The sequence below is a fragment of the Streptomyces sp. NPDC048637 genome (assembly GCF_040650675.1).
GTDB lineage: Bacteria > Actinomycetota > Actinomycetes > Streptomycetales > Streptomycetaceae > Streptomyces.
In genome coordinates, this window is record NZ_JBEZHQ010000028.1 from 82666 (window position 1) to 98836 (window position 16171).

Annotated in this window: 15 protein-coding genes and 1 pseudogene; 10 read left to right on the top strand and 6 right to left on the bottom strand. The window is 71.9% G+C overall.

Annotated features, from left to right (window positions below; translation table 11 throughout):
* Window positions 1-20: 20 nt before the first annotated feature.
* Window positions 21-2069 (bottom strand): serine/threonine-protein kinase, encoded by a 2049-nt coding sequence (locus AB0C46_RS28925; protein ID WP_362831387.1) that lies wholly within the window; start codon window positions 2067-2069, stop codon window positions 21-23.
* 121 nt (window positions 2070-2190) lie between these two features.
* On the opposite strand from AB0C46_RS28925, the gene AB0C46_RS28930 reads away from it, so the two are divergent.
* The gene (locus AB0C46_RS28930) at window positions 2191-2649 is read left to right on the top strand and encodes a hypothetical protein (RefSeq protein ID WP_362831388.1); all 459 of its coding nucleotides are present in this window, start codon (window positions 2191-2193) and stop codon (window positions 2647-2649) included.
* 129 nt (window positions 2650-2778) lie between these two features.
* Window positions 2779-3825, top strand: a complete 1047-nt coding sequence (locus AB0C46_RS28935; protein ID WP_362831389.1) for a hypothetical protein — start codon at window positions 2779-2781, stop codon at window positions 3823-3825.
* 42 nt (window positions 3826-3867) lie between these two features.
* Here AB0C46_RS28935 and AB0C46_RS28940 read toward each other — a convergent pair whose 3' ends face one another.
* Complete coding sequence (locus AB0C46_RS28940) at window positions 3868-4230, bottom strand: GNAT family N-acetyltransferase (protein ID WP_362831390.1); 363 nt, start codon at window positions 4228-4230, stop codon at window positions 3868-3870.
* Window positions 4231-4277: 47 nt separating this feature from the next.
* Window positions 4278-5522 (bottom strand): helix-turn-helix domain-containing protein, encoded by a 1245-nt coding sequence (locus AB0C46_RS28945; protein WP_362831392.1) that lies wholly within the window; start codon window positions 5520-5522, stop codon window positions 4278-4280.
* Window positions 5523-5642: 120 nt separating this feature from the next.
* Between AB0C46_RS28945 and AB0C46_RS28950 the strand changes: the two genes are divergently transcribed.
* The 5 genes from AB0C46_RS28950 (at window position 5643) to AB0C46_RS28970 (ending at window position 10052) form a co-directional block, all read left to right on the top strand.
* Entirely contained in the window at window positions 5643-5954 is a 312-nt protein-coding gene (locus AB0C46_RS28950) for a hypothetical protein (protein ID WP_362831393.1), read from the top strand.
* Window positions 5955-6019: 65 nt separating this feature from the next.
* Window positions 6020-7237, top strand: a complete 1218-nt coding sequence (locus AB0C46_RS28955) for a helix-turn-helix transcriptional regulator (RefSeq protein ID WP_362831394.1) — start codon at window positions 6020-6022, stop codon at window positions 7235-7237.
* A gap of 135 nt (window positions 7238-7372) precedes the next feature.
* Window positions 7373-7684, top strand: coding sequence for a hypothetical protein (locus AB0C46_RS28960; RefSeq protein WP_362831395.1), 312 nt, complete (start codon window positions 7373-7375; stop codon window positions 7682-7684).
* A gap of 335 nt (window positions 7685-8019) precedes the next feature.
* Window positions 8020-8682, top strand: coding sequence for a response regulator transcription factor (locus tag AB0C46_RS28965; RefSeq protein WP_362831396.1), 663 nt, complete (start codon window positions 8020-8022; stop codon window positions 8680-8682).
* A gap of 44 nt (window positions 8683-8726) precedes the next feature.
* Window positions 8727-10052, top strand: coding sequence for a histidine kinase (locus AB0C46_RS28970; protein WP_362831420.1), 1326 nt, complete (start codon window positions 8727-8729; stop codon window positions 10050-10052).
* 105 nt (window positions 10053-10157) lie between these two features.
* On the opposite strand, the gene AB0C46_RS28975 is transcribed toward AB0C46_RS28970, so the two are convergent.
* On the bottom strand, window positions 10158-10532 hold the full coding sequence (locus tag AB0C46_RS28975) for an STAS domain-containing protein (RefSeq protein ID WP_030087372.1): 375 nt from the start codon (window positions 10530-10532) through the stop codon (window positions 10158-10160).
* Window positions 10533-10998: 466 nt separating this feature from the next.
* On the opposite strand from AB0C46_RS28975, the pseudogene AB0C46_RS28980 reads away from it, so the two are divergent.
* A pseudogene (locus AB0C46_RS28980) lies at window positions 10999-11535 on the top strand (sigma-70 family RNA polymerase sigma factor); the annotation flags it as partial.
* 164 nt (window positions 11536-11699) lie between these two features.
* Window positions 11700-13034 carry a zf-HC2 domain-containing protein gene (locus tag AB0C46_RS28985; protein WP_362831398.1) on the top strand — a complete coding sequence of 445 codons (1335 nt, stop codon included), beginning with the start codon at window positions 11700-11702 and terminating at the stop codon, window positions 13032-13034.
* Window positions 13035-13251: 217 nt separating this feature from the next.
* On the opposite strand, the gene purU is transcribed toward AB0C46_RS28985, so the two are convergent.
* Both purU and AB0C46_RS28995 read right to left on the bottom strand, forming a co-directional pair.
* The gene (gene purU, locus AB0C46_RS28990) at window positions 13252-14145 is read right to left on the bottom strand and encodes a formyltetrahydrofolate deformylase (RefSeq protein WP_362831399.1); all 894 of its coding nucleotides are present in this window, start codon (window positions 14143-14145) and stop codon (window positions 13252-13254) included.
* Window positions 14146-14177: 32 nt separating this feature from the next.
* Window positions 14178-14636: a hypothetical protein gene (locus AB0C46_RS28995; protein ID WP_362831421.1), complete on the bottom strand. Its 459-nt coding sequence runs from the start codon at window positions 14634-14636 to the stop codon at window positions 14178-14180.
* Window positions 14637-14963: 327 nt separating this feature from the next.
* Between AB0C46_RS28995 and AB0C46_RS29000 the strand changes: the two genes are divergently transcribed.
* Window positions 14964-16151 (top strand): ABC transporter substrate-binding protein, encoded by a 1188-nt coding sequence (locus AB0C46_RS29000; protein WP_362831400.1) that lies wholly within the window; start codon window positions 14964-14966, stop codon window positions 16149-16151.
* The last annotated feature ends 20 nt before the right edge of the window (window positions 16152-16171 follow it).

The window sequence follows — 16171 nt, forward strand, 5'->3', positions numbered from 1 at the left end:
CCCAGGACGGAGACCCGCGCTCACGCCCCGGGCAGCCGGAACGCGTCGAGCGCGGTGTCGAAGTGCCGCTTGGCCTCGGTGCGCGAGGCAACCGGGGAGGAGATCCACACATCGATCATCCGGCCGCCCTCGTCCCAGCTGAGGTCGTAGGTGTACCGCGAGCCGCCGTCCTGTGCGCTGCCGTCCCAGACGAACTCCCAGAGTCCGGCCTGGAGCCCGTTGTGGGTGGTCTCGGTGACCTGCCCCTGACGGTAACCGCGGTAGTCGGCGGGGCCCTTGGCGTCCGCCGAACGCATCGCTCCCAGCGGCCCCTCCGGCACCTGCTGCTGCAGCTGGATGCCGATCCGGAACCGCTTGCCCTGCGAGGAGTAGTAGACGCGGTCGTTCTCCCAGGAGCGGGTGAAGCCCTCTGGTACGGCGAGCGCGAAGCCGGCCGGGTCCCGGACGAGGCGGTATCCGGCCGGGATCTTGCCGGAGCCCCCGGATGCCGGCGGCGGGGTGACGGTGGGTTCCGCCGTGCCGGGGCCGCCGCCCCGCGACGGCGCGGTGTCCGAGGCCTGCTGGGACCGGCTGGGCCGGCCGCCGGTGCCGGTGCCGCCGTCGGTTCCGTTCTGGTTCATCAGCAGTACGGCGATGCCCGCGCCCACGCCGCCGATCACCACCGCCGCGAGCGCGACCAGCAGGGCGGTGCGGGCGCGGCCGGTGTGCGGACGGGCGGCCGCGGCCAGCGCCCGGCCGTCGAGCGCGTCCCGGATCGGCATGCCCGGGGTGCGTCCGCCCGTACGGCCGCCGGATCTTCCGGCGCCGCCTCCCGCGGGTGTCCGGCCGGGAGTGGCCGGGCCCGGGGGTGGCGTACCCGCGACCGGGAGGTCCTCGCTGGGCGGGTGCTCACTGGGCGGGTACTCGCCTGGCGGGTATCCGCCGGGCGGATGTTGGCCAGGCGGATGTTGGCCAGGCGGATGTTCGCCGGGCCGGCCGCCGTTGGGGACGTCGTACAGGGGGGCGTGGACGTCCGGCCCGGGGTGACGCGCGGCGTTCGGGCCCTCGGGGAAGGGGCCGCCAGGTCCGCCCGGTCCGCCCGCGCCCGCCACGGCCTCGGCCGCGAGGCCGGCGGCCCCAGCGCCTCCGCCGCCGCTGTGACCACCGTGGCCGCCGTGGCCGCCGTGGGGACCATGGCCGCCGTGGCCGCGCCCGGCCCCGTGCCCCAGGTGCCCGCCCGCCCCGCGTTCCGGGGCGCGGCCCGACTGCAGATAGCCGCGCAGCAGCCGCTCCGTCTCGGCGACGCCCAGCCGCCGCTCCGGCTCCCGTTCCAGCAGCCCGTCGACGACGGCGTGCAACGGGCGGGCGGATTCCGGGAGTTCGATCTCGTCGTACACCACCGCGTGCAGCACGCCGCCCAGCGAGTCGCGGTGGAACGGCGAGGCGCCGCTGAGCGCGGCGCACAGCAGCACCCCGAGCGACCAGAGGTCGGCCTCGGGGCCGGTGCCGCGCCCGGACATCCGTTCCGGCGCGGTGTATTCGGGCGAGCCGACAAAACCGCCGGCGTCGGTCAGCGTCGTGACGCCGGGCACCTGGGCGATACCGAAGTCGGTGAGCACGACCCGGCCGGTGCCCGACTCCATCAGGACGTTGGCGGGCTTGATGTCACGGTGCAGCACCCCGCGGGTGTGCGCGGCCCGCAGCGCGCCCAGCAGCGCGACACCGATCCGGGCCGCCTCGCGCGGCGCGACCGGTCCGCCGCTCTGCAGCCGGTCGGCCAGCGACGCGCCCTCCACCAGCTCCATCACGATCCACGGCCGGCCGTCCTGTTCGACGACGTCATGCACGACGATCACATTGGGATGCTTGATCTGGGCGACGGTCCGCGCCTCCCGCATCGCCCGCTCACGCTGCACCCGCGCTTCGGGCTCGGCCGTTCCCTCGTCCAAGTGCAGCTCCTTGACTGCAACTTGACGACCCAACAGTTCATCGGTGGCACGCCAGACCGTTCCCATTCCGCCGCGGCCCAGCCGTATTCCCAGGCGGTACCGGCCACCGATCAGTCGGCCCTCGCCCCCGAAGATCCCCATGCCCCCATCTTGCCGCACCGCCGCCCTTCCGGCAGGGGCGGCACCCATGGACCGGCCATGGTCATGCACACCCTGCCGCTGACCTGGTCCGCTGTGGTCCACTGCCCTCATGGAGGCAGTTGTGGCAAGCGTCGTGGCCGTCGTGGGCACCCTGTTGGGTTCCGGCATCACTCATGTCTTCCAGCGCCGGGCGGCCGACCGCAGCGAGCAGTTCGCCCGCGCGGAGCGGCTGCGGCAGGAGCGGATCGATGCGTACTGCGCCTACGCGGGGGCGCTGCTGGAGTACCGGCGGATCCTCGTCCACCGCTGGTTCGTCCTGCACGAGGGCGACCGCTGCGGCGAGGACACCCCGGAGCTGCGCGAGGAGGTCTACAAGACCCGCTACAGTGCCCAAGAGGCCATGTTCCGGGCCCAGATGGTGACCGATGACCCGGAGATAGTCGACCGCAGCGAGCAGGTGATGTCGGCGACGACGGAGCTGCACCGGGCCCGCGACCGGGAGACCCTCACCGCGCTGCGGGCCACCACCCGCCAGGGCATACGGGATTTCGTCGCGGCCACGTCCCGGCAGGTGCGCTGATCAACCGGACGGCAGCCGGACGACACGGGGTGGAACCTCCACCGGCTCTCCCACCGTCCTTGACACAGTGAGGCTGTTGTACGGGAACTGCCGGTACGGCGGCCACGAGAGGCGGATCGGGGGTCGGTCATGGTGATGCAGGACGGTGGAACGGTGGACGCCCGTCCGGGTCCCGATCCGGGCCGGGCCGCTCCGGAGCACAGCGGCGCCTATCTCGCGACCGGGCTGTGTCTGACGCTGTACGCCGGTGTGCTGAGCGCCTGGACGATCTTCGGCATCACCCAAGGGAACGGCGGCACCTGGGACTTCGTCGAGGGCCTCTTCAACCCGGGCGCCTACCCCCCGACCCAGATTCTCGGCCCGTACGAATGGGCCTTCACCATCGCGTTCCTGGTGATCGCCGGGATGACCCTGGCCCAGCGGCGGGTGGCACGCTCCGCGGCACTGCTGTCCGGTTTCGTGCTGCTCGCCCTGTCCCTGCGGGAGGGCGTGGGCCTGCTCCACGCCGCCTACCGCCACCAGTACAGCAACGACCCGCTGGGCAGCTGGGCGCTCGCCACCCGCGGTCTGGGCGTGGTGGTGGCCCTGGTCGTGCTGTTCTCGATGTTCCCGGCCACCGAGCGCGAGCAGGACGGCCACCCGCCCGTGTCCGGCACGACCGGCCCGGACGACCGGTGGCGCCGCCTGTCCCGGATCTGCGGGGTGCTGTTCCTGATCATGGCGCTGGCAGAACTCGGCTGGGCCCTCCGCGACCTGACGGCCAATGGGGTGGACGCGGCCCGCTATCTGCGCGGCGTGGTCGACGGTTCGGTGCTCGGCGCCCTCGATCTGGCCGCGTCCGCCGAGTTCACCACCGTCGGCTCGGTCCTCGTCCTGCTGGTCCTCGGGGTGCTGGCCCTCCGTGGACGGCGGGAAATCCGGGGCGCCCTCCTGGTGTTCGCCGCACTGGAGCTGTACATGACCGTACGCACGGTGGTGTGGCTGACCGTCTCCGACTTCTTCAACCGCTCCTTCGAGACCACCGAGGGCGCCCTGTCCATGGCGACGACGGCCTACGGCCTGGCCGCCATGACCTCGGTCGTCGTCCTGGCCACCGGCCGCGGCTTCGGCCCGTACGACGGCATCCGCACGGAGGGGGTCCGGGCGGCGGCGGTGGGGCGGGAGGGGTGGCTGTAGGGGGCTGCCCCTCCGCGTACGGGTGGGGAGCCGCCAGGAGGTTCAGCCGCCCGCTCCGAGCTCCTTGCTCATGAACAGCGCGGTCTCGCCCTCGCTCGGCGTGCCCCGATAGAGGGTGGTGTCGAGACCACAGAAGCTGAACCCCATCCGCCGGTATGCGCGGATGGCGGGAACGTTCACATTGGTTGTCTCCAGCCAGGCCGTACGTGCTCCCAGGCGGCTCCCGTACGCGCAGGCCCGCTGCATCAGCGCCGCGCCGACACCGCGCCCACGGTGCGTGGACGCCACCGCGATCTGGTGGATGACCAGGCGGCGGTGCCACTCCTCGACCCCGACGGCAACGAACCCGCACACCGTCCCGTCGTCGACGGCGACGTCCACGCGCACGTGCACGTCATCAGCCACCCCGTCGTCCTCGCCGTCGGCCGAGCCACCACGGCGCACTGCTGCGGTCAGTCGTGGGTCCTGAGGACCTCCGCGAGCCGACGCCCCTCCGAAGCGCCTCTGCGCAGCAGTACGGCCGCCGTGGTGTGTAGCTCGTTCCATGCATGGGGGCGCCCGATCTCCGACGCGTCGGGGGCACTCGCCACGGCTGCGGCCAGGGCCTGTTCGGCCTCGCCCGCTGCCGCGTGGGCATGGGCCAGACAGGCGCGGTACCAAGCGCCGTCCCGGCGGTAACCGGCCGGCAGCGCGCTGAGGCCCGAGGCGATGTGGTGCGTGGCTTCCTGCCAGTGGCCGAGATGCATGGCGGCCATGCCCCGCTGGAGCGTGAACCAGGTCTCGTCGTAGAAGTACATCCACGGCGGTTCGTCCTCGGGCCGCTCGGCGGCACGGCCGATGAGGTCCTGGGCCTCGTCCAGCAGCCGACGGGCGTCGTCCGGGGCGTGGCTGAGCGCATGCCCGCGCGCCTCCATCTGCGCGGCCATGCCCTGCACTCCCAGTGACGTATCCGGCGCCGACCAGCGGGCGGCCTCCGCGAGCCGTACGCACCGCCGCCCGCGGCCTCCGGACCAGGCCATATGCGCCTTCATGCTGAGGGTCGTTGCGGCCATGTCGGCGTCCCCGGCCTCCAGGGCCCACTCGTGGGAGCGGTCGTACCACGCCAGGGCGGCGGCCGACTGGCCCTGGTCCTGCGCCATCCACGCAAGGAACTGGGCGTGCTCGGACGCGAGTCGGACCACCCGCTCGGCCAAGAGACCGCGCGCGCCTGCGTAAAGGTTCACGACCGTGCGGAGCTGCTGGCTCATCACCTCGGCCAGCGGGCGGGACCCGATGAAGTCCTCGGCCCTGCGATGTTCGGCCAGGAGACGGTCGAGCCAGTCCAGCGTCGCACTGTCGACCCGGTGCGCACCCTCCACGGTGTGGGTGATGCGCGCCAGCAGGTCCTCGTCGGGGGCGGTACCGGCGAACGCCAGCCCCGGGACCGGCAGCGCCTCCGCGCCCACTGCCGAAACCCGCTCGGGTGGGATTCCGAGCCCCGCGACGATGCGCTGCCGCACCTCCACGGACGTGACCCGTCGACGGCCCCGCTCGATCTCGGAGACATCGGGCTGGACCAGCCCGACCAGCTCTCCCAGCTTCATCTGGCTGGCGCCGGTGAGCCGCCGATAGGTACGAAAGACTGCCCCCCAGTCCCCTTCGGAGACTGCCGCCAGAAGCCGCGGGTGGGACCACAGGTCCGTATCAAAGTCACCCATGCCTCCAATATAGGGCGGCCCTATAGGGAGTTGGGATGGGCTCAATCGGCGTTCGGCGCAAGGGTCGTGCAGGACAGAACCGCACAACCGCCGTGCCGCACGCACTGGAGGCCACCCTCGATGACCACCCCGCCCACCCCCCGTCTCCTCCCCTGGACCACCCCCGACGACAAACCCTGCTATCTCTTCACAGACCGGGAGGGCGGTTACGTCGCCCGGTACGCCGACGACGTCGAGGCGCTGCAACTCGGCATGGGGATCGGGCTGCTGGAGCATGCCCGGGATCTGATCGGTGATCCAGCGGCCGACGCGCGGCAGTTGCGGTATTTGTCGGCTCAGCTCAGTGCCGCGTTACGGGATGCGGTACGGGTCGCGGAGAGTCGGGGGGAGCGGCTCGCGGGCGGCGGTGGCCCCTCTGACAACGCAGGCTGATGGGGTGCCTGCCCCACCGCCCACGGGCGTAGCGTGGCCAGTACGTCCTTCTTGCGGGGGTGGCCATGGAGTTGTTCCACGAGGAACCCGGTATCGGTGAGCGTATTGCCCGGCTGCGCGCACGGCGGAAACTGACGCAGGAGGGGCTCGCCGAACGGGCCGGCCTGTGCGTCGACATCGTCCGCAAGCTGGAGCAGGGCGTACGCCGGACGGCGCGGCTGACGACGCTCAATGCGCTGGCCAGAGCCCTGGACGTGGAGCCGTCCGCGCTCGTCGGGCAGCCCGCCACCTTCGAGGTGCGCAGTGAGGGCGAGCAGCCCTCCGTCCTGGCGCTGCGACAGGCCATCTCGCCGGTGTCCGACCTGTTGGGTGAAGATCCGGACCCCGAGGACCCGCCCGGCATCGCGGCACTGCAGGCTTCGCTGCGTTCGACGGAGCGCATCCGCCGCGACGGGCGGATGGGGGAAATCGGCGCGCTGCTGCCGCAGTTGATCAGGGACGCCAAGGGGGCGGCCCGCGCCGGCAGCGGGGCCGAGGCCGCCGCGGCGCACTCGGTCCTGGCCGAGGCCTACCAGGTCGCCGCGACGACGCTGGCGGCGCTGGGCAAGGAGGACGCCGCGTTCACCGCCCTGGAACGGTCGATGGCGGCGGCGGCCAAGGGAGACGATCCCCGCCTCCAGACCGTCGGCTTCTCCAGCCTCGCCTGGGTCCTCACCAAGCAGGGGCGGCTGGCCGACGCCGAACGCGTCGCGCTGAACGCCGCCGAACGCATCGAACCGGGGTTCCGCTCCCCGCCGGCCGAACTGGCCTTGTGGGGAATCCTGCTGCTGCGTGCGGCGACGGCCGCGGTCCGCCTGGAGCGGCACGATGCGGTACGGGACCTCCTCAGCCTGGCGGGCGCGGCGGCGGCGCGGATCGGCGCGGACCGCCTCGATTACGCGACGCCGTTCGGCCCGACCAACATGGGCGTGGCCAAGGTCAACTTCCTGGTGGAGATGGAGCAGAGCACCGAGGCGCTGCGTACCTCGCGCACCGTGCCCGATCTGGGGGCGCTCCCACCGACCTGGCGTGCGCGGTTCCACGTGGACCGCGCGCTGGCCTTCGCCGACCTGCAGAAGGACGACGGCGCACTACAGGCGCTGCTCACCGCCGAGCGCGCAGCCCCGGAATGGATGCGCTACCACTCCACGAGCCGTCGCCTGGTGGCCGACCTCCGCCACCGCGAGCGGCGGCGCACCTCACCACTCACGGAACTGGCCGACCGCCTCGATCTCGACGGGTAGGACAGGGCGTCCCCGCACCCGTGGAAAGTGGCACAGCACGTCACTGTCCGGGCCGCGGCCTGCTGCCTAGCGTTGCCGCGTCGTCAAGAACGACAGCCACCGCAGCCGCTGCGCCGCACCACCGGAGGCCACCCCATGGACACCCCACCCACCCCCCGTCTCCTCCCCTGGACCACCCCCGACGACAAACCCTGCTATCTCCTGACGGACCGGGAGGGCAGCTACGTCGCCCAGTACGCCGACGACGTCGAGGCGCTGCAACTCGGCATGGGGATCGGACTGCTGGAGCATGCCCGGGATCTGATCGGCGATCCAGCGGCCGACGCGCGGCAGTTGCGGTATTTGTCGGCTCAGCTCAGTGCCGCGTTGCGGGACGCGGTACGGGTCGCGGAGAGTCGGGGGGAGCGGCTGAGGGATGGCGATACCCCGCCTGACCAGCGACTTTGAGGGGACGACAGGTCGCCCCTTGGCGGTGCGGGGGCGATCCCCCTCCGAACCGCCCCCGCACGCCAAAGGCGGCCGTCGCGTGTGGGGGTCGCGGCGGCCGCCGATGTGAACTGCACCGCGTCCTGGGCTCGTGGCCTCTTCAGTGGTGCAGCATGAGAACCACTCTGCCCGTGGGGTCCTCCCCGCGGCATCCTCCAGAGGTCGCGGGCTCACCCCCGCCGAGCGGCGGGGGTGCGGGTCCGCCGGAGGGCGGTCCCGGGTGCGGGGGAACGGAATCGCGCAGCGCCGGGCGGTTCCGCGGGCTCGGGTGGGTGCGAAGGAGAAAGGGGCGGCCGGTGATCCGTGTCGCTGTGGTGGACGACGAGCGGCTGGTCAGATCGGGACTGCGGATGATTCTGGGGACCGCCCCGGACATCGAGATGGTCGCGGACTGCGGTGGCGCCGAGGCCGTGGACACCGTGCTGGGCTGTGCGGCCGACGTTGTGCTGCTGGACATCCGCATGCCGGACGTGGACGGGCTGACCGTACTGCGCCGGCTGCGCGCCGCCCCGGAGCCGCCCGCGGTGGCGATGCTGACCACCTTCGACGCCCAGGAGTATCTGACGGCGGCGCTGCGCGAGGGCGCGGCCGGGTTCCTGCTCAAGGACTCCGATCCGGAGCAACTCGTACGGGCTGTACGGACGCTGGCGGAGGGCGGCAGCGTGCTCGACCCTGGTGTCACCCGTGCGGTGATCGGGGGCTATCTGACCGCCGAGGACCAGGCGTCGGCGGCGCGGGCGGTCAGCGGGCTGACCCCGCGGGAGTCGGAGGTGCTCGCCCTGCTCGGCGAGGGCCTCGGCAACGCCCAGATAGCCGACCGGATGGGGCTCGCCCCCAGTACGGTCAAGGACCATGTACGCGCCCTGCTGGGCAAATTGGGCGGGATCAACCGCATCCAGGCGGCCATCGTCGCCGACCGTGCCGGCCTGGTGACGGGCGCCCCCCGGGGGGCGTGGTGAGGGCCCGGGGCGGGCGGAGCCGCCTGCGGGCGCGCGCGGGGACGGTGGTGGCCCGCGGGGAAGCGAAGGGGCAGGTACTGGCGCGGGGGGCACTGGGGCGGCGGCTGCGCACCCTCGCTCCGGTGGTGGTCCCGGTGCTGCTGGCGATCGCGGACTCGATGCTGGTCAACGGCCTCGAACTCGACCTGGAGGTCGGCGTCTCGATGCTGGCCGCGGCGGCCCTGCTGCTGCGCCGGCGCCTCCCTCTGCTGGTCTTCCTCTTCACGCTCCCCGGGCTCTACATCGGCTATATCTGGTTCGCGCCGATGATCGGGCTCTACACCCTGGCCGTCCGTCGGGCCGGCCGGGCGCGGCTCGGGATCTGTGCGGCACTGCTGATCGCGGCGCACTTCTTCCCGTACCCGATATCCGACTTCGAGCTCACCGTCTACCGCGAGAACACCCAGGTGCTGATCGACGCCTGCGTCACCTCGGCCGCGCCGATCGCCCTGGGCCTGCTGATGCGCACCCGCCAGGAACTCGCCTCCCGCGTCGAGGATCTGACCCGCAGCCTGCGGCGTGAGGACCGGCTGCTCGCAGACCGGGTCAAAACCACCGAACGCGCCCGGCTGGCCCGTGAGATGCATGACGTGGTGGCCCATCAGGTCAGCCTGATCAGCCTGCAGGCGGGGGCGGTGCAGGTCAGTACGGAGGACGCGGAGGCGCGCGCGGGCGCGAGGACGATCCGGGAGCTGTCCGTACGGACGCTGGAGGAGCTGCGGCACATGGTGGGGGTGCTGCGGGCGGACGGCGGCGAGGCGGCGGAGGCCCACGGCCTGGCTCCGCAGCCGGACTTGGAGGAGTTGCCGCGGCTGATCGAGATGAGTGCGCTGGACGTGACGTACGAGGGCGGTGTGGCGGCGGGCGCGAGCGGCACGAAGACGGTCGAGCGGGCGGCCTTCCGTACGGTCCAGGAGGCGCTCACCAATATCCGTAAGCACGCGCCCGGGGCGCAGGTCCGGGTACGGGTGGATCCGGTGGACGCGGTGCGGGGTGAAGGTTCCGGACGGAGTGAAGGCTCCGGGCGGGCCGTGGGTTCCGGACGGGGTGAAGGCTCCGGACGGGGCGAAGGCTCCAGACGGGCCGTGGGTTCCGGACCGGGTGAGCGGGCCGGACGGGGTGAGGAGAGCCGCGCGGCGCACGGGCTGCGGGTGGAGATCCGAAACGGGCCGCCGGACGCGACGGCGACGGCTCCCGGGCTTCCCGGCGGCGGGCACGGGCTGGTGGGGCTGCGCGAGCGCGCCCAGAGCCTCGGCGGGACGCTGGAGGCGCGTCACACCTCCGACGGCGGCTTCGTCGTACGGGCGGAATTTCCGTACGGAGCAGGGTGAATCAGGCAGAGCCGGGCGTACGGGGGCGGAAGGGGTGCTCCCCGGCAGACGAGGTGCTCCCCGGCAGAGGGGTGCCCCCGACAGAAGGGTGCTCCCCGGAGGTGTTCAGGCGGAGAGCGGTGCGGCGGCCTCGTCGACGGCGGTGCGCAGGTCCGGGTAGACCTCGAACAGCCGGCGGACTCCCAGCGCGGCCAGCACACGGTTGACGTGCGAGCCGTCCACGGCGCCCTGCGCGGGGAGGATCAGCCGCAGCCGCCCCTGACAGGAGCGCATCAGACGGCGGGCGGCGATCAGTACACCGACTCCGCTGGAATCGCAGAACCGCACCTCGGAGAGGTCGAGTACGAGCGATCTCCGGCCGTCCGCCACCGCATCGTGCACATGCTGGCGCACCGCAGGCGAGGTGACCAGGTCCATCTCCCCGGACACCTGGAGTACGGCCCATGGGCCCTTTTCGTCCTCTGCCACCTTCAACGACACGCGCTCGAAGCCTTTCGCTCGCTTTCGGACCGGACGGGCCCGGGTTGCTTCCGGAACTCATCCTTCCCCGCCTCGACTGCCCGGCCTCTCTCCCCTGAAACTCTTCCGAATCCTTGGCGCAACAGGCAGTCCGCCTAAGGCTATGCCCCAGCGGCCGCACCGTTTCGCCGACATCCGGTCACACACGGATAACACCTCACCGTATACGGACACGAACGATCGGCATCGATCGGCTTCGATCGGGCAGTATCGCCACAAAGCGAGACCATCCCTCGTGAGGTCTTTACCATCCCCGTCCCCCTCGGGGCTCGGTTTGCCGCAAAGGAGCGTGCGTTGTCAGACCCGCGCACTACATTCGAGGGCACGGTGGGTTCTGTGATCGTGCGCACAGCTCCGGGCGTGAGCGCGTGTGCAGGAGTGACGGCTGAGGAGTGAGCCCGGAGGCGACGGGCAGGATGGGGTTCCGATGGGACACGACGCGCCACCGCGCTGGGACAGGCGGATGCAACAGCGGCTCGCCCACGGCGAGGCGGCTGCGCTGGGCGAGCTCTACGACCGCTTCGCCTCGCTCGTGCACAGCCTCGCCCACCGTGTCCTGGACGACGAGGACGCCGCCGACCGCCTCACCCGCGAGGTGTTCGCCTACATCTGGGAACACCCGGATTCCTACGACCCCAAGCAGGGCCCGCTGCGTTCCTGGATCGCCGGCGTCACCCGCCACCAGGCCGTCCAGCGGCTGCGCCAGACCGAGGCGGCCTCGGCGCGCGACTGCGGCGACGGTGCCCCGGCGCCCGCCGAGATAGAGCAGAAGATCCGCGACGCCTCCACCGCCGCCCGCGCCGACTACATCGTCACGTCCATGCCCGCTCCCCTGCGGGCCGCACTGGAGCTGGCCTACTTCCAGCGCCGGGACTACCGCCAGACCGCCGCCGACCTCGGCGTCACGGAGGACGAGGCCCGGCGCCGGCTCCGCCTGGGCCTCCAGCTGCTCTCCACCGCCCATCACCACCAGGCCCTGCCACCCGGCCACCGCGCCTCGTACGCCTCACGCGCCCCGCGCCCGTCCCCCACTGCGCCGTATGCTCCCCGCGGCCCGCTCCCGCCGCACACCCAGCACACCGGCCCGGGGACCTCCGCACCGCCCGGTCCGGGCCATGGACGGTCCCTGTGAACGGCCCGGACGAGTGGGACGGCCGCGAGCTGCCCGGCAGCCCCGGTGAGCGGCCGCGGATACCCTCCCCGCGCTCCGCAGCCGAGGACCACGGCCCCCTTCCGGACACCCCGCCGGTGCCCGTCCACGACCCGGTGGCCGACACCGTCGGCACCCTTCCGGACACCGGTCCCGGGTCCGAGCCGCCCACCACGCCCCTGCCCGTCCCCGACCTGGACCCGGCCCCACCGCACCGGGTCCTCAAGTCGCTGCTCGGCGCCTGGGCGCTGGCGGCCTGCTCCGCCGAGGAGACGGCCGCCGTCGAGGCGCATCTGACCGACTGCGCCTCCTGTGCGGACGAGGCGCTGCGGCTGCGCGATGCCGTCGGGCTGCTGCATCCCGCCGACAGCCTCGACCTCGATCCGCTGCTGCGCTCCCGCGTCCTGGAGGGCTGCCTGGGCGGGCGGCCGGCCCGTATCCCGGTGCCCGACTGGGCGGCACCGTACGACGCGGAGACCGCCAAACTGGATGCGCTGCTGCATGACATGGGCGAGGCGGAGTGGCGTGCTCCGGTGCGGCTGCGCTGGTTCGAGGGCGAGCGCCCGGTCCAGCGGGAGACCACCGTCGCCGGTGTCATGGGGCATCTGATGGCGGTGGACGGCCTGGTCGCGACGGCGCTCGGGCTGACCGACCCGCTCGGCACCGCCGCCCCGCCCGGCACCCCGGACCCCCTCATCCGTACGGAAACGTTCTGGCGCGCGGCGGACGAGAAGCACCACCCGCTCGCCGTCCACGCACCGTGGCGCGACCAGAGCTACGCACTGACGCGACAGGTGTCGTTCGCCGGCGGCAAGGTCGCCGAACTCGCCGTCCCGTACGGCGACTTCCGGCTCGCGCTGCGCGACGCGTTCCTGGACCGCGCCTTCGAGTGCTGGGTGCACGCCGGCGATATCGCGGAGGCGGTGGACTACCCGTACGTTCCCCCGGCCGCCGGGCACCTCCACCAGATGGTCGACCTCGCCGCCCGGCTGCTGCCCAGTGCGCTGGCCGACCGCCGCCGGGCCGGGCTCGCCGCGCCGCCGCAGCGGCTGGTCGAGGCGGGCGCCCCAGGCCGCACGCTCCATCTGGAGGTCGAGGGCAACGGCGGTGGCCATTGGTACATAGCGCTGGACTCACCGGCCGCCCTGGGCACCCCGGACCGCACCGTCGCGCATATCGCCCTGGACAGCGCCGAGTTCTGCCAGCTGGCCGCCGGCCATATCTCCCCCGAGGAGGCCGCCGCCGGTCAGGACGGCGAACGCGACGCGATCCGCGATGTGCTCTTCGCGACCGCGTCGCTGTCCCGCCTGTAGGTGACATCCCCCTGTATGTGACGGCCCCTGTCGGTGGCATTCCCGAGGGGGCCGTCGAACAGGTCCCGTAGGGGGTCCGAACGCCCCCTCGGGCCACAACGGGACGGGGGTGGAGGGCATTCCCGGCGGGACGGGGGGAGGGAGGGCATTCCCGGCGGGACGGTATTCCCGGCAGGACGAAGGTGGAGGGTATTCCCCGGGTGGTGGGAAGGCGTGGTCAGGCGAAGACGACCGTCCGGCTTCCGTTCAGCAGCACCCGGCGCTCGCTGTGCCACTTCACGGCCCGCGCCAGGGCCTGGCACTCCACGTCCCGGCCGATCGCCACGAGCTGGTCCGGCGTGACCTCATGGCCGACGCGCTCGACCTCCTGCTCGATGATCGGGCCCTCGTCGAGGTCGGCGGTCACATAGTGCGCGGTGGCACCGATGAGCTTCACCCCGCGGGCGTGCGCCTGGTGGTACGGCTTGGCGCCCTTGAAGCTCGGGAGGAAGGAGTGGTGGATGTTGATGATCCGGCCGGACAGTGCCTTGCACAGATCGTCGGAGAGCACCTGCATATAGCGGGCGAGGACGACCAGCTCGACGTTCTCCTCCGCCACCAGCTCCAGCAGCTGCGCCTCGGCCTGGGCCTTGGTGTCGCGGGTGACCGGAATGTGGTGGAACGGGATGTCGTACGAGCCGACCAGCTCGGCGAAGTCCGTGTGGTTGGAGACCACGGCCGCGATCTCCACCGGCAGCGCGCCGATCCGGGAGCGGAACAGCAGGTCGTTGAGGCAGTGCCCGAACTTGGACACCATCAGGATGATCCGCATCTTCTCGTCGGCCCGGTGGATCTGCCAGTCCATGCCGAAGGAGTCGCCCACCGCCGCAAAGCTGGCCCGCAGCTTGTCGACGCTCACCGAGGCGTCCGCGCTGAAGTGGACCCGCATGAAGAACAGCCCGGTGTCGTGATCGCCGAACTGCTGGCTGTCCTCGATGTTGCAGCCGGTGATGAAGAGGTAGCTGGACACGGCGTGCACGATCCCCTGCTTGTCCGGGCAGGACAGGGTGAGGACGTACTGATCGTTCCGATCGTGCTGACCGGGCTGGGTGGTGGGCTGCGACTCGCTCATGACCTCATAGGGTCGCACACCTGCGGAGCAGGTCAGGCCGGGGAGTCCGGTCCACCGGTCATGATGGCCAGCACCTCCAGCGAGCGCGGCGCGGCATCGGGATCCTCGCCGTCCGCGGCGGACAGCTGCACATGGGCCTCACGGGCCGCCCGTACGGCCTCCGGCCAGCCCTCGTGCGCCATGTACGCGGCGACCGGGGCGTCCGCACCGACCTGGTGCATGATCCGCAGCACACGCAGGACGGCGACATCGACGAGCTGAGCCTCCTGGGCATCCCGGAAGATGGTGCCGATGTACTTCTCGGCGGACCAGTTGTCCAGCCAGGTGTCCTCGACGAGCCGGTAGACGGCGTCGGTGACATCTCCGTACCCGGGACGGCCGCCCAGCCAGGTCTCCTGCTGGAAGGCGGGGTCGGAGAGCATGTGCAGCGCGGAGCGCACATTGCTGCGCCAGCGCCACCACGGCATGTCGTTGAGTGGCATACCGCCCATGGTGGTCGAGCGGCGCCCGCGACGGGAAGACTTCTCCGAACCTTGCACAGTATTGGATCGTACGTTCTGCACGGATGATCTCAAGCGGCCCCCCGGAATTCACCTTCGCGTCACCATCCGTTGCATCATCGTCACTCGCCCGTTCCTGGCAGGACGGAAGGCTGCGGTGTCATGACCGGACGGCGACGCTTCTCCCCCCGCCCTTTCCCTCATGCTCCCGCGGTCGGTTCGGCGGTGGCATGTACGGCGGTCATCGCGTCACTGCTCTCGGGCTGCGGCTCCCTCCCCGGGGCCTCGGGGGACGGGGAGAAAGACCCGGTCACGGTGATGACCTGGGCGCCGGAGGGCACCAAGGCGACCAATATGCCGGGTATGCCGGCCATGGCGCAGGCCTATGCCCGCTGGGTCAATTCCCGGGGCGGCATCCGGGGCCACCACCTGCGGGTGCTGACCTGCAACGAGCACAACGACTCGGTGTCCGCCGCACAGTGCGCCCAGCGCGCGGTGGACCGGGGCGCGGTCGCCGTCGTCGGCTCCTACAGCCAGTTCGGCCGCTCGTTCATGTCGCCGCTGGAGGTCAAGGGCATCCCCTTCATCGGTGGCTACGGCGCCTCGGTCGAGGAGTTCGAGAGCCCGCTGTCCTACCCCGTCAACGGCGGGCAGGCCTCCCTGCTCGCCGGGAACGGCCGCCAGTTGGCGCGTGACTGCAACCGCGTCGCCCTGGTCCGCCCGGACACCATCCAGGGTGACCAGATGCCGTCCCTGCTCAACTCCGGCCTGGAGAGCGGCAGTCGGCACCCGGCAAAGGACATCAAGGCGCCTGACGACGCCACCGACTACTCGTCCGCGGTGAACCGCGCCCTGGACGGGGTGGGCGCCGACCCGGCCGTCTTCGGCACGTCGAAAGCCGGCGGCAAAGCGGACGGGGCCTGTGTGAGCGCCTCGCTCGGCGATCACACCGATACGTTCTTCGACTCGTTCCGGCGGCTGCAGGAGGACAGCCCCAAGGTGCGGGTCGCCTCCGTGCTCGGCAGCGTCGGCCAGTCGCTGGTGAACCGTACGGGCGGCAGATCCGGGCCGCTGGAAGGCGCGGACATCACCGGCTGGTATCCGGCCGCCGGCGATGCACGCTGGGCGCCGATGCGCAGGGTCATCAACGACTTCGCATTCAACGACAACCGCATCGACCCCGCCGACCAGGGCGTCCAGACGACCTGGATCGCCTACACCGTGCTGCGTTCGCTGATCGAGCAGCTCGATGACCAGGGCGTCGAGGACATCACCCCGCACTCCCTGCAGACGGCGCTGGACCGCGGTGACCGCGCCGTCGACACCGGCGGGCTGACCCCGAAGCTGCGCTGGCGCGAGGACGACATGCTTGCCGTCCAGGACTTCCCGCGCATCGTCAACGGGACGGTGACCTACCAGGTCGTACGGGACGGCGAATTGGTCGCCGCCCAGCACGGCTTCGTGAACGTCACCAAGACGCTGGAACGGCGGCGCACGGACAGCTGAACGGCACCGGGCGGGCAGCT